At 51.9% G+C, this 13169-nt stretch carries 12 protein-coding genes; all 12 read right to left on the bottom strand.

Annotation, left to right across the window (positions count from 1 at the left end; all coding sequences use genetic code 11):
• Positions 1-49 precede the first annotated feature (49 nt).
• Positions 50-1438 (bottom strand): MATE family efflux transporter, encoded by a 1389-nt coding sequence (locus LC059_RS15690; protein WP_226704818.1) that lies wholly within the window; start codon positions 1436-1438, stop codon positions 50-52.
• A gap of 130 nt (positions 1439-1568) precedes the next feature.
• A complete protein-coding gene (gene rimI, locus LC059_RS15685; RefSeq protein ID WP_226704817.1) occupies positions 1569-2078 on the bottom strand; it encodes a ribosomal protein S18-alanine N-acetyltransferase in 510 nt (169 codons plus the stop codon).
• A 67-nt stretch (positions 2079-2145) separates the two neighbouring features.
• Complete coding sequence (locus LC059_RS15680) at positions 2146-2955, bottom strand: hypothetical protein (RefSeq protein ID WP_226704816.1); 810 nt, start codon at positions 2953-2955, stop codon at positions 2146-2148.
• 24 nt (positions 2956-2979) lie between these two features.
• Positions 2980-4515: a 2-isopropylmalate synthase gene (locus tag LC059_RS15675; RefSeq protein WP_226704815.1), complete on the bottom strand. Its 1536-nt coding sequence runs from the start codon at positions 4513-4515 to the stop codon at positions 2980-2982.
• Between the two features lie 510 nt (positions 4516-5025).
• Complete coding sequence (locus LC059_RS15670; RefSeq protein WP_226705020.1) at positions 5026-5403, bottom strand: MarR family transcriptional regulator; 378 nt, start codon at positions 5401-5403, stop codon at positions 5026-5028.
• Between the two features lie 113 nt (positions 5404-5516).
• Positions 5517-5996 carry a glutathione peroxidase gene (locus LC059_RS15665; protein ID WP_226704814.1) on the bottom strand — a complete coding sequence of 160 codons (480 nt, stop codon included), beginning with the start codon at positions 5994-5996 and terminating at the stop codon, positions 5517-5519.
• A gap of 359 nt (positions 5997-6355) precedes the next feature.
• Entirely contained in the window at positions 6356-7456 is a 1101-nt protein-coding gene (locus LC059_RS15660; RefSeq protein ID WP_226704813.1) for a glycosyltransferase, read from the bottom strand.
• A 59-nt stretch (positions 7457-7515) separates the two neighbouring features.
• Positions 7516-8856, bottom strand: a complete 1341-nt coding sequence (locus LC059_RS15655; protein ID WP_226704812.1) for an NAD(P)H-dependent oxidoreductase — start codon at positions 8854-8856, stop codon at positions 7516-7518.
• A 5-nt stretch (positions 8857-8861) separates the two neighbouring features.
• The gene (rfbC, locus tag LC059_RS15650; RefSeq protein WP_226704811.1) at positions 8862-9392 is read right to left on the bottom strand and encodes a dTDP-4-dehydrorhamnose 3,5-epimerase; all 531 of its coding nucleotides are present in this window, start codon (positions 9390-9392) and stop codon (positions 8862-8864) included.
• Between the two features lie 12 nt (positions 9393-9404).
• Positions 9405-10451 (bottom strand): NAD-dependent epimerase/dehydratase family protein, encoded by a 1047-nt coding sequence (locus LC059_RS15645; protein ID WP_226704810.1) that lies wholly within the window; start codon positions 10449-10451, stop codon positions 9405-9407.
• 17 nt (positions 10452-10468) lie between these two features.
• Positions 10469-11617, bottom strand: a complete 1149-nt coding sequence (locus LC059_RS15640) for an NAD(P)/FAD-dependent oxidoreductase (protein ID WP_226704809.1) — start codon at positions 11615-11617, stop codon at positions 10469-10471.
• Between the two features lie 72 nt (positions 11618-11689).
• On the bottom strand, positions 11690-12463 hold the full coding sequence (gene rfbF / locus LC059_RS15635; protein WP_226704808.1) for a glucose-1-phosphate cytidylyltransferase: 774 nt from the start codon (positions 12461-12463) through the stop codon (positions 11690-11692).
• Between the last annotated feature and the right edge of the window lie 706 nt (positions 12464-13169).

Raw genomic sequence — 13169 nt, 5'->3', positions numbered from 1 at the left:
CCCTGCCGGAGAGATCTTGCCTTCATTTTTTCCGCGGCCTTGCATCCTGTCACTTTGCAATCACTCCCACTTTTGCCGGTTCTGCAGACGCTACACTGAGAGTGTTCAGGTAGCGTCGTAACCACCACAAGGCCAATGCTCCCAACACCAGATTGGAAATCATCGTGGCCACAAACAATCCCTGAATTCCCCACAGCCGATTGCCAAGCCAGGCAAGAGGAAGGTAGACCCCAAGAACCCTCAGGAACGAAATCAGAGTAGCCGGCAATGGATGCCCCAGGCCATTGAAGGCGGCATTGGCAGACATCACGAATCCGTAGCCAACGTAGCTGAATGGCACCAGACTCAAGTAGGCCACAGCCACGGCCGTCACTTGCGGGGAATCACTGAACAGCGAGACAACCGGAGCAGCGATCAGCCACAAAACAAGCGCGAGCCCGGTGCCAAATAGAAGGCAGAACTTTGCCAGCACTACCACGGTTTCAGACAAACGCGGATACAACCCGGCTCCGGCATTCTGCCCCATAAAAGGGCCAACTACGGAAGACAGGGCATAAAACACAATCAATGCGACGGGCTCGATGCGTAACGCAACCCCCAAACCCGCCACGGCATCCACCCCGTGAGAAGCGACCAGGGCAACCACAACACCGCCAGACATAGGAATGATTACATTGGTGGCAATCGCCGGCAGCCCCACGGACAACAGAGAACCCCAGGATTCCCGCAGAGCGGGCCACTGCCAGCTGGGCCTAGTGAGGATCTGCTCCCGTTTAACCAGGACGTACAGAGCAATGGCAAAGCTCAACGCGCGAGCAATCACCGTTGCCAGTGCTGCCCCCTGTAGCTCCAGTCGCGGAAAGCCGAACAAACCAAAAATCAGCAGCGGGTCGAGTATCAGGTTGAACAGCGCTACCGCCATCAGGATCTTGCCGGTAATCGCACTGTTGCCGATTGCGCGCAGCGCCGACAGAGAGACCATAGGCACCACCGCAAACATGGCGCCCAGGTACCAGGGCACCATATATTCAGAAATAAGTGGCAGCAGGGGCGGCTCGGCACCCATTAGCCGGAATAACGGCTCAATGGTCAGAAGTCCCGCCACGCTGACAGCCAGGGCGATCAATAACGCAAGAAAAGTGGCATCGCTCACCAGCTGGCGTACCCGAGCCATGTCTCCAGCGCCATATGCTCTCGCCACCGCCGACGAAGTGCCCGCACCCAGACCGATCGCCAGCGCATTGATCACCATGACCACCGGGAAGGTAAAGCTCATTGCCGCGAGGGGCGCATCACCCAGCTGGGCGACAAAATAGGTATCCACTACGTTGAAGGACATGGTGGCGAGGATGCCCCACACCATAGGCAATGCGAGACGCTGCAGGTGCGCCGCGACCGGGCCTTCGAGCAGGGACGGATGGGAACGTTTGGGAGACATGGTCAATCCGGAATTTTGCTTGGGGGACTTACAAGGAGCTTTGGCACGGTACTCTGGCACTTTGGCTTGACACTATGGCTTGGCACTGGAGCCTGTCACTGCGCCACAAGCACTTCCCCGAGAGGTACCGCTACAATACCAGACTCATCAACAAGGCGTCTTCCCGACTACCGTCCGGTTTGGGGTAATAGTTTTTTCGACGCCCGTCTTCGGAAAAACCAAGCTTGTGATACAGGGCGCGGGCCGGGCGATTGGAAGCACGCACTTCCAGCAACACACGCGCAATATCTTCCGGCAGCTCGGAAAAGATTCTCTGCAACAAGTACCCACCTACGCCCTGACGGCGCCACTGCGGGGCCACTGCGACATCCAGAATTTCTATTTCATCAAACAAGCGGCTGACCACACAGCAAGCAGCAATTTCCCCTCTACCCTGCTCTGTCTCATCGGCGGTGCGCAATATCCAGCAGGTGTGCCCCGAAGCCAGGCTATCCCGGTACTGCTTCGCACTCCAGGGGTGACTATGGGCACTTCGGGCCAATGCGGCCAGCGCATCACAATCCGACGGGTTGGCCTGTGCCAGACACATCGGCGTGCCAGAAAAAAAGGTTTCGAGTACTGTATCGGGAGGAGGATTCACTGGGGCGACTTCCGTGGCCGGCTATCTGTCCGTATTGACAGGGGTTCAGTTAGAAAAAAACACTGTTTCAGCGCCGGGTCTGATCGGGATACACCTTGCGTAGCAGGTTCCACACTTCCCGCTTGCGTGCAGGCTCCTGCAGCAATTCGGTCAGACTTGGCATCGATACCACACGCACACCTTGCCAGTCACTCAAGGATTCTGTCTCAGCGCCCTGCGATACAGGATTACAGAATTCCCTCGCTTGCTGCCCCATGAGCCAGATAGTCTTTACCGGATTGCGCAGGTACGCCGCTTCCAGCCAGCTGCTACAGGTATCCCTGGCATCATCCGCCCCTGCTGCAGCCGCAAACGGGTTTTCGGCCAGTGGCCAGCGGAGTTTGTTGCGCTCGGACTCCAGCTTATGCCAGCCAAGTGCGCGCGCAATATTTCCGAACAGGGCCTCAACCGGCAGTGCAGTACCCGGTTCACGGCTGTCGACTGCCAGAACTTCCTCACCCAGCCGCCAGTAACTCAACACAAAAGGCGCCACCTTCCGTTGCGGAGGAGCAACGGTCGTTGGTTGGGCTACCGCGGCAGAAACACGGCTCTCTGCGGTAATACTGCCAATGACCCGCCCCATATCTGGCGAGGACTTGGCTGGATTGGCCTCGAGGTCCGACGGCTTATGCGCATCGCTCTTCAGGCCAGACGGCTCGCCAGCAACGCCAACGGCCGCCATAACAGCTGCCGCCGGCGGCGCGGGCTTGCGTTGCTCCTCAACCGGTGGTGGCAATGGTGCCTGCAGGGGCTCCGGGGCCAGCGGCAGACGAAAGCGCGGCATATAACTGGTCACACCCAGTGCCGTGAGATATTCCGTCCGCTGCAGTTCGTTCACATTAAATCCCGGTTTGGTTGGCGATCAAACGCCTTGGGGCTTGGCGCTTTTGCTGGCCAGCAAGTTTAACGCATCCAGATACGCTTTTGCGGATGCCACCAGAATATCTGTATCCGCACCAACACCGTTAACCAACTTGCCATCCCGCTCCAGTCGAACGGTCACGCTGCCTTGGGAGTCAGTTCCCTGGGTAACCGCATTGACAGAGTAAAGCTTCAGGTCAGCATTACTACCCACAACCGATTCGATTGCTTTGAAGGTGGCATCCACTGGGCCACTGCCGTCTGCGCTGCAAGCTTTCTTTTCACCATCGATGAGCAGCTCGAGACGTGCCTGGGGGTTGCTACCGCTTTTGCTGCGGACTTCAAGGTCCGCCAGCTGATAATGCTCAATCGGGTCGGCGGCGCCAGAGATCAGGGACTGCAGGTCTTCATCAAATATTTCATGCTTCTTGTCCGCGAGGTCCTTGAAGCGCTGAAACAACACGTTGAACTCCGCAGGGTCCGCAAAGGTCACGCCCAACTCTTCGTAGCGCGCTTTTACCGCTGCGCGGCCGGAGTGCTTACCGAGGACCAGTCGATTCTGCCCCCAACCTACATCTTCCGCGCGCATGATTTCATAGGTTTCGCGGTGCTTGAGCACGCCGTCCTGGTGTATACCGGACTCGTGGGCAAACGCATTGGCGCCCACAATCGCCTTGTTAGGCTGTACCGGGAAACCCGTGATCGACGAAACAAGCCGCGACGTAGGCACAATGTGAGTAGTGTCGATCCTCGTCTCCACAGGGAAGAGATCCTGACGGGTACGCACGGCCATCACGATTTCCTCCAGTGAAGCGTTACCCGCACGCTCGCCCAGGCCATTGATGGTGCACTCCACCTGACGGACCCCATTCATCACTGCCGAGAGGGAATTTGCCACCGCCAGCCCGAGATCGTTATGGCAGTGGGTAGAGAAAATGGCCTTGTCGGAATTGGGGACATTTTCAATGACCCGTCGGAACATGGCACCGTACTCCCCTGGCTCGCCGTAGCCGACGGTATCCGGGATATTGATGGTGCCCGCGCCGGCCTTGATCACCGCTTCGATGATTCGATACATGAACTCTGGCTCGGAGCGACTGCCGTCTTCGAGAGAAAACTCCACATCATCAGTATGCTGGCGCGCAAGCTTGACCGCCTCTACCGCCTGACGCAGCACATCCTCGGGATCCATCTGCAGCTTGTACTTCATGTGGATCGGCGAAGTGGCAATAAAGGTGTGGATTCGAGAGGAATTTGCCTTCTTCAGGGATTCGGCCGCACGGAGAATATCTGGTTTGACGGCTCGCGCGAGGCTACAGATTGTCGAGTCTTTTACCGTTTCTGCTACTGCCTGCACCGCTTCGAAGTCGCCCTGGCTGGCAATCGCAAAACCGGCTTCGATCACATCCACACGCATGCGTTCCAGCATGGTGGCGATGCGAACCTTTTCATCTTTGGTCATGGATGCGCCGGGGCTCTGCTCACCGTCGCGCAAGGTCGTATCGAAAATGACTAATTTATCTTTTTTAGTGTTCATCAGGGCTCATCTCCTAGTCTGGCCCGAGGCTAAACAGCGGTGACGCCGCTGTCTATGCACTGCTCGAATTAAGTACGGAATTCTGTAGAGAGATAGGGGAATAAAATTATATGCCGCAGTACGGCAGTCGTAGCAGGCTTGCTAGTCGCAGGAGGGCATCAGCAGACTGGGCACGGAGAAACACCGCGGGAGAAAAAGAGCAAATCACGTAGGGTTTGGAGGCTCGAGGCCTCACGACCGACGGTGCTGGGTCGACAGGGACTTTGGATTTCATGGCTGCTGTTTTCAGTGTACTGAGTGTTGTACGACGAATTTAACTGCCTTTTGAGCAGTTGTCTGACTTAACGACGGGGCGTCATCCCGCTGACAAGCGGGTATTGGCCCCCTGTCAGCAGAGTGAACTATAAGTCGGCAGGGTAGCAAACATCAAGACCCATCCTAATATAAGAGAAAAAATCAGGACTTATGAGATAAACTATTCAATAGATCGTCAAACACAAGACATCCATCCTATTTTGAGGGTGGGGATTGGAGATGATCCAGTAGAAACCAAAGCTCCTTCCGCAAATCTGCAAGCCGGTGTTGCGGCACGGCCAGCGACTCCAATGCGCTGCTTCTCCAGGAACTGGCCCGTGCCCGCAGCGACCTCCCACTGTCCGTAAGTTGAACAAGCGTTACCCGCTCATCGAGAATTCCCCGCCGACGGGACACATGTCCCTGCTGCTCCATTCGCTTCAGTAGCGGCGTCAGTGTCCCTGAATCCAGCATCAACTGTTCTCCCAGGGCACTCACGCTGCAAAGGTCACAATCTCTTTGCTCGCTATCCCATTGCCACAACACCAATAGCACCAAATATTGCGGATAGGTGATGCCCAGCGTGCGCAGCATAGGCTGGTACGCTTTCGTCATGGCGCGTGAAGTCGCGTAAAGAGCAAAGCAGAGTTGTCGGTCCAGATTCAACGTCGTGTCACCTGAATCCGGACCATGTGCTGACGTTTGACTCAAAGCAGTTTCTCTATATCTGCCGCCAGGTCTTGCGGCTTGTCCTTCGGTGCGTACCGGTTAACGACCTCCCCATCGCGGTTGACCAGAAACTTGGTGAAGTTCCATTTGATCCCTTCCGTTCCCAAAATTCCCGGTGCAGCCTGCTTCAGGTGGGAAAATAGAGGATGTGCGCTGGATCCGTTGACATCGAGCTTGGCGTACACCGGGAAGCTCACACCATAGTTCAAGGTGCAGAACTCCTGAATCTCGCTGTCATTTCCTGGCTCCTGCTGACCAAACTGGTTGCAGGGGAAGCCGAGAACAACCAACCCGCGATCTTTGTAGTTTCTATGCAGTTCTTCCAGCCCCTTGTATTGGGGAGTGAAACCGCACTTACTCGCGGTATTAACGATCAGTAAAACCTTTCCCTTGTAATCCTCGAGCGTGGTCTGCTTCCCATCGCTGGCTTGAACCGGGATCGAATACAGGTCTGTCATAGTGGGCCTCTCCATTTATTTAGCTTGTGGACAACTAAGTTGTGCACAATCTAACTCGTCTGTGCAAAAATTTCCACCTGTGTACATCCACGACCTTGAGTAACTTTCTGTGGGCGCCAGCCCAGGCCATTACCCGAAAAATAGCAGGGTTACTTGTGGATTGATTTTGAAACAGTTTTTAAAATTATTCACAGGTACGTTACTCACAGAAACGCTGGATAGAACTGTGGATAAGTGCAAGATATCAGGTGTGAGTGGCGTAAATATTGAGCCCGGCGAACTGTCTAAAAAAACGACGCCCCCGCAAGAAAGCCCGGGAGTCTATAGAAATATCATATCGTGACGAATTAAATTCGCCACTAGCAAATACTGCGAGTACCCGGCTTCAGCTGGACTTCCCTACTACCAAGAGCGTTTAAAGCTTCAAGCTGCTCCTTGAGACAACATGGCAAAGAAATAGACATTTCTCCAAACAGTTGTGCAATACGGAACCGCCAGTCGTGGCGCCGAAGGACTTGGAATTGATTTTCAAGCTGAATAGATTTTAATCGATCCCTGTCAGCCAGTAATTCCACCAAGGCGTCTGGAGCATCATTAGGGTCTACAGGCAACTCAACGGTACTATTTTCCCACCCCATCAACTTGTCCGCTGACCGACATTTGGGTCGACTTCCCACCACTAAATTGCCAGCTGCCCACGCCTCAAACCACCGATAAAGCACCGGTGACCGATTTAAAAACCGCGGAGTGCGACTTGATTCGAAGCACAGATTTATACTACTTGATGACATCAGCTTCCAATGCAGCTGGCGATGCTCACGCATGTCATGAATCGAGGCTGATTCGAACGTTGAATGGACGTATGTATAGGGGCTAGAAAAGCTACCGAAAACACGCTGGATCTGATTATGAAACTGCTGGTCGATTCGACCATAGCCAAACACATCAATAAGGTTCTTATTCGGTGTCCGCGCATAGGTTAGTGCATCAATCCCAAAAGGCAAGAAGTATGAGCGCTCAACCCCATGGTGCACCTTTAAGTCATCAGCTATTTCCTCTATTCCTGAAAAAACCCTGTCAACACCTTTAAGAATACTCGCCCCAAAACCATTCAAAGTGCATGAGTCAAAACTGTCGGTAAAATAGACTGAGATACTTGAGAAGCGATTAACGTTTTTCCCCAAGCTAGCCAACGACCTCAAAAAATGAGGACCGCTGCAAATTACAAGCAGCTGACTTCCAATATCACACACTCTCTCCACATCCGGAATACAATATGGATTTCGAAACCGATTTATCGCATTACTTTTTTCTTCAGGAGGATACCTATGTGCAACGTCTAGCACAGGAATACCCCAACTCAGAAATAATCCATGGAGATCATAGATTAATGAATAACCAACATGCTTGTTATGTAGGGGATACTCAGAAAGTACAACCAATTTATTTTCCGGGGTCATTTTTTATCCCCTATTATTCGAAGGCTATGTGAACTCGCGAACATCAATTTAGCACACATTCAACTTATGACGATGCGATTACGTGACTCTCCTTCTGTTTGTTTTAAACTGAAAAAAATTTGATCCTGACGGCACCGCAATTTATCGACCAATCGTCCGGGAGGAAGAGTGACATCGTCGTAAGTCAGAACGGTATCCTTAGGTATATCGCGCTTCAGGACACAACCTTCTGCCAAACCCATTGGAAGCAGTTTCTCTTCATATACCGTATCGGAGTTTTCCGCTTGTCCATATGTCATGTACCAGCCGATACCGTCCAGTACCTGCCCCACTTTGAGATCTATCTTGGCTGTAGCAACAACGTCAACCATCGGGCCTGCTAACGGTGTGACTGCTGCATCCTGGAATAGCGCAGCCCTGGCGACAGTATTGGCAACCTCAAGGTGACACAGGTGATAAGGATTGTAAAAACAATACAATGGACCGCGCCCGACCTTGTATAGATTGAGATAATGCTGCTGTTTCGGATCATCATGCATGCCAAGCACGAACACACCTCCATTCGGCGACGGCCCGACAACATAATCAACAATACCAGGACCTTCTTCCAAGTATTCCAGCGGGTATATCTCCGTCGTTTTTTCCAGTGGAGTTCCCGGTGGAAGTTCGGGTCCGAGCATTCCTCGCCGGGCAACCCGCATACCAGTTGCGTTCGCGACTATGGACTGCTCAAAAGATATTTTAGTACCGTCAGCAAATGACGCCACCATATGGGGTTTTTGACCCCACTTTTCGGCAAACGCCTTTTGCGTTGTCGGATTACGATACGGGTCCTGTAGTCCTTTAACATTTCCGCACAACACCGGACGAACCCCCAAACCTCGCACGAACCGGTATAGATTGAGGATAACTCCGGGCTGATCCCCATCCACATTGGTGTAAATTACGCCAGCGTTATCTGCTTCGATTTTTAGAATTGGCCCAATGGTACTATCCAGCTCAGCATTCATCAGGAGCAGGTGCTTACCGTTACGTATCGCCTCAAGGGCGATTTTAGCGCCGTATTCTATTGCTCCGGTCACCTCAAGAATGACATCGACGTTTTCGGCCTGGCACACGGCGATGGCATCTTCGGTAATTGCCGGACGTCCATTTGAAATAGCCCTCTCCAGTTCAATGCGAGAATCAGCACAAACGACATCCTCAACCCCGGCCTCCAAATATGCCGTTTCTGCACCCGAGATATTCCGGTTGGCTATCGCTACCAATTCGATCCCCGGAGTGGAGTTAACGATGTTCAGTGCAACCCCTCGCCCCATGAAGCCAGCCCCAATCATTCCCAGCCGGATGGGCTCCCCGCAATCTGCTCGCCGCTGTAACGCACTATCAATTATCAACATACATTTTACTCGCTGTAGTCTGGCCAGTTTGCGTCTTTATCCGATATCACATCCGGAATAAGGGGCCAATCGATCGCAAAACGAGGATCGCTCCAGCGAATGCCCCGCTCCGAGCCTGGCTGGTAGCGTTCACTCACCAAATAATAGGCTTCAGTGTTGTCACTAAGGGTGACAAACCCGTGCGCGAACCCCCTTGGCACAAATAACGCCCGCCGGTTGGACGCACTTAGTTCGACACCATAGGATTGCCCGAAAGTCGAAGAGTCCTTTCGCAGGTCAATAATCACATCGTAAAGAGCGCCTTGCGTACAACGAACGAGCTTGGTCTCCTGATAGGGCTCGACCTGGTAGTGCATACCTCGCAGCGTCCCCGCTTTAGGATTCCAGGATAAATTTGCCTGCAAAACCTTCCCTTCAATTCCCAATTCCTCGAATTCATCGATACAGAAAGCGCGGGAAAAAAAGCCTCGATCATCTGAAATTGGATCGATATCAACAATATATGCTCCGCTTAGAGGCGTCTCAACAAATTTCATATCGCCTCCGGTTCACGAAATCCAGTTTAAATCGCTATCTATGCGATTATTTTCCATGTGACTGCTTAACACATTTAACCGTATGTATTCGGAGTTCCGAAAGTTACTGTCATTAAAACCTATGTTAAGAAGCCCATTCTTCAATCCTTCAACAGCCCCCTTCAGTGAAACCCTTGGCTGATGATCAGGGGCCAGTTCCCTGAAAAGGTCAAAGTTCACCTTATATGACCGCTTGTCAGGTACTGCCTTGGTATTCAGGGTAATTTTTGTATCCGGCACGACCTGCTGAACCGCCTTTGCCAAATCGCTTATCTGGTAGTTCCACTCATCACTGCCAGCATTCACCGCGAGAAAAGCGCCTCCCAGATCGGCGGGGCGAATTAGCGCCCACTCAATAGCACGCGCCATATCCTCCACGTGAATAAGGGGACGCCAGGGTGTCCCGTCGCTCAAGATATTTATCTCACCGGTGGACACGGCACCAGCCACAAAGTCGTTCAATACCAGATCAAGACGAGTACGATCAGTAAAACCGCAAGCAGTCGCAAACCTCAAGCAGGTCACCACGAAGTGATCATCAGCGAGATTACGCACGCCGTCTTCCGTGCCAATTTTCGACTTTGCATACGCCGTCAACGGGTTAAGCGCGTCGTTCTCGCGTTTTGCTCCGTCGCCGCCAGCCCCATAGACACTACAACTTGATGCAAAAACAAAATTTCGTACACCGGCCTCTTTTGCCATGGCCGCTATGGAAATACTCGACTCACAATTTATTTCATGAGTAACTTTTTCAAATGTTTTCCCCATTGGGTCATTGCTTATTGCTGCCAAATGGACAACTGCATCGAAGCCTTCCAGGTGGTGGGGCTGCAGGCTTCGAACGTCTGCAAACCATTGCTGGTTAAGCTTTACCTCGGGGAAAACACTCGGCCCACTAAGACATTGAGCAAAATATCCCTGATCCAAACCTACCAAGTATAAATTCGGTTTAACTTCACGTAGATGCCGCGTCAATGTTGGACCTATATAGCCCAGATTTCCTGTAATTAGTACTTTCATAGTCTGCCTGTTACGTTTTATATTTGAGAACCTATGATTTTATTATCAACATCTAGTGCGCCGTACAAACCGAGCGCCAAAGATACCTCTTCGGCAATTGCCAGGCACGAAGTCAATCCTGGCGACTCAATACCGTGCAGCGAAATATAATTTCTAATCCCGTGTGACCGTTCATTTTCAATCCTGAAGTCACCAGCCGCCTCCCCCGGTCCAGTAACTTTTGGCCGAATACCCGTATACGCAGGAGTCAATTCCCCGTCCCTTAGCCCCGGAAAATAACTGCGGATTGCCTGGCAAAAGGATTCGGCACGTTTAGCGTCGATTTGATAGTCTAAATTTTCGATCCACTGGGTATCCGGGCCAAACCTGGAATAACCGGCCAAATCGAGCGTCAAGTGAATACCAAGTCCCTCGTCACCGGGAACCGGATAGATAAGGTGGGAAAATGGAAGTTTTCGAGAAACAGAAAAGTAAGTACCTTTCGAGTAGTACGCCGGTGGAATCTTGTCGGATAGGTTTCCGAGTAGTTTCTGGCTAATAACTCGTGCATTGTGCCCCGCACAATTTACCAATATTCCACAGCTGACGGTTGTTGGGTCTTTTCCGCCAACACCTACCTTAAATCGACCTTTCTCGGGGCTTGAAAGGGCGACGACAGGGCTGTTACAGCAAAGCATTCCGCCATTTGCCTCCAGCTCTCCCTGAAGTGATAAAATCAGACCGTGAACATCAATGATACCGGTTGAAGGGGAATACAAGCCTCCGAGCACATCCAGTTCGGGTTCCATTTCAGAGATGCTGCACAAATCGACTGCCCGGAGGTCATCTACTCCGTTTTTTCTTCCCTGAGCGAGTATTTTTTCCAGGGTATGAAGCTGCGTGGGTTCTGTTGCAACAATCAACTTGCCCGTTTTTTGATACGTTACTTGATTTTTTGCGCAATACGCGTAAAGAAGTTCACGTCCCTTTACGCAAAGTTTTGCTTTCAGACTCCCGGTCGGGTAATAGATCCCAGCGTGAATCACTTCACTGTTGCGCGCGCTGGTCTCGGTTCCGGGCAGTGCATGCTGCTCCAGCACCAGTACCGATTTATTCGCTTTGGCAATTTGCCTCGCAACCGCGAGCCCAACTACCCCGGCGCCCACTACAATAGCGTCATAGTCCATGAGGTAAACAACACTTGGAGGCCATACGAAGAGAAATTAACCGGTCACCCGTTATTTCGGGGGCTGCCTTGCTCACCAAACCATCCACGGAGCATCTTTGGAAGTAACGAGACTTTCCAGATAATGCTTATCTCGCAATGTATCCATTGGGTGCCAGAAACCTCGATGCTTGAATGCATTTAGCTGGTTTTCTCTGGCAAGAGTTTTCAACGGGTCTGCTTCCCAGGTGGTTTCATCTCCTTCAATAAGATCAAACACCCTCGGCTCCAGTACGAAATAACCACCATTTATCCAAGCCCCGTCTCCGTCGGGCTTTTCGTGGAACCGACTTATTTTTGTTTCATTCTCTCCCAGTGCTATGGCGCCGAAGCGTCCTGGTGGTTGAACTGCAGTGAGAGTCGCCATGAGGCCCTCTCGCTTGTGGAATTGAATCAGTTCGGAAATATTTATATTGCTAACACCGTCACCATAGGTAAAGCAGAATGTCTCGTCACCGACAAATTCACGTACCCGTTTCAGGCGTCCACCAGTCAATGTACTTTCACCGGTTTCCACCAGAGTTACTCGCCAAGGTTCGGATATCTGGTTATGAACTTCTAGGGAGTTGTTCACCATGTCGACGGTGATACTTGCCGTTTTTACAAGATAGTTTGCAAAAAAATCTTTTATCACGTGGCCTTTATAACCACAGCAGACAATAAAGTCATTTACGCCGTAATGAGAATAAGTCTTCATGATATGCCAGAGGATCGGCATACCACCAATTTCGACCATAGGCTTGGGTTTTACTGTGGTCTCCTCGCTGAGCCTGGTCCCCAGGCCCCCGGCAAGAATAACGGCTTTCATGGCCACTCCTTAGCGCTTTGTAGTCACCCAGCCACATGAGACGTGACCAAATATCGGTGAAGTAATCGAAATAGATACCAGCTACAACCGGGCAATTCCTTGCCTTTTATTTGAGCAACTCCCTTCCCCATACTCTATCGCTACATAACCCAAAGGAGCTAAACCCTTCCTCTAGCAGTTATTGATGAGTAGTAGAAGATCGAAAATTTGAACTCAGCCACATTTTTACCCCATCTTTTCCAGTTATTAAAGTTAAGGGCAGTTAAATGAGCGACATTTTGGCGCCGAAATTCACGACTATGACGTGAAAAACGTGTTTCGGGGGGGAATTGGGCTCTATGCTGGAATTATGCAACGAAAAAAGCCCTGACCGCGTTAGCGATCGGGGCTTTTTGGTATTTCGTTTGGTGTTTCGTTCGCTGCTTGAGTGCGCTGGAAATTTGCAGACCTACACTGGGTGTCGAGCTGCGCTCGCCATCGCGTTGCGACGCCTTCGGCGCCCGTGCCTCTGCTCCATTGGAGCTGCCGGGGTCGCGCACGACCGCTCACATGGCAGCGCGGTGCGCTGCGTGGTTGCGTGGTTGCGTGGTAGTGGCAGTAATTCACCGTATCCTAAATAAAAAAAGGGCCACCCAAATGGGTGGCCCTTTCTTTTATTTAGAAGCCTGACGATGACCTACTCTCACATGGCGAAACACCACACTAC

The sequence above is a fragment of the Microbulbifer elongatus genome (genome assembly GCF_020524885.1).
Taxonomy (GTDB): domain Bacteria; phylum Pseudomonadota; class Gammaproteobacteria; order Pseudomonadales; family Cellvibrionaceae; genus Microbulbifer; species Microbulbifer elongatus_A.
Note: the sequence above shows the minus strand (reverse complement) of the source record. Positions and strands in the feature narration are given on the sequence as shown.

Excerpts from the sequence above, each read along its gene's own strand:
- LC059_RS15690 (WP_226704818.1), bottom strand. The coding sequence starts at position 1,438 with ATGTCTCCCAAACGTTCCCATCCGTCCCTGCTCGAAGGCCCGGTCGCG.
- LC059_RS15675 (WP_226704815.1), bottom strand. The coding sequence starts at position 4,515 with ATGAACACTAAAAAAGATAAATTAGTCATTTTCGATACGACCTTGCGC.
- LC059_RS15670 (WP_226705020.1), bottom strand. The coding sequence starts at position 5,403 with ATGCTGCGCACGCTGGGCATCACCTATCCGCAATATTTGGTGCTATTG.
- LC059_RS15665 (WP_226704814.1), bottom strand. The coding sequence starts at position 5,996 with ATGACAGACCTGTATTCGATCCCGGTTCAAGCCAGCGATGGGAAGCAG.
- LC059_RS15660 (WP_226704813.1), bottom strand. The coding sequence starts at position 7,456 with ATGACCCCGGAAAATAAATTGGTTGTACTTTCTGAGTATCCCCTACAT.
- LC059_RS15655 (WP_226704812.1), bottom strand. The coding sequence starts at position 8,856 with ATGTTGATAATTGATAGTGCGTTACAGCGGCGAGCAGATTGCGGGGAG.
- rfbC (WP_226704811.1), bottom strand. The coding sequence starts at position 9,392 with ATGAAATTTGTTGAGACGCCTCTAAGCGGAGCATATATTGTTGATATC.
- LC059_RS15645 (WP_226704810.1), bottom strand. The coding sequence starts at position 10,451 with ATGAAAGTACTAATTACAGGAAATCTGGGCTATATAGGTCCAACATTG.
- LC059_RS15640 (WP_226704809.1), bottom strand. The coding sequence starts at position 11,617 with ATGGACTATGACGCTATTGTAGTGGGCGCCGGGGTAGTTGGGCTCGCG.
- rfbF (WP_226704808.1), bottom strand. The coding sequence starts at position 12,463 with ATGAAAGCCGTTATTCTTGCCGGGGGCCTGGGGACCAGGCTCAGCGAG.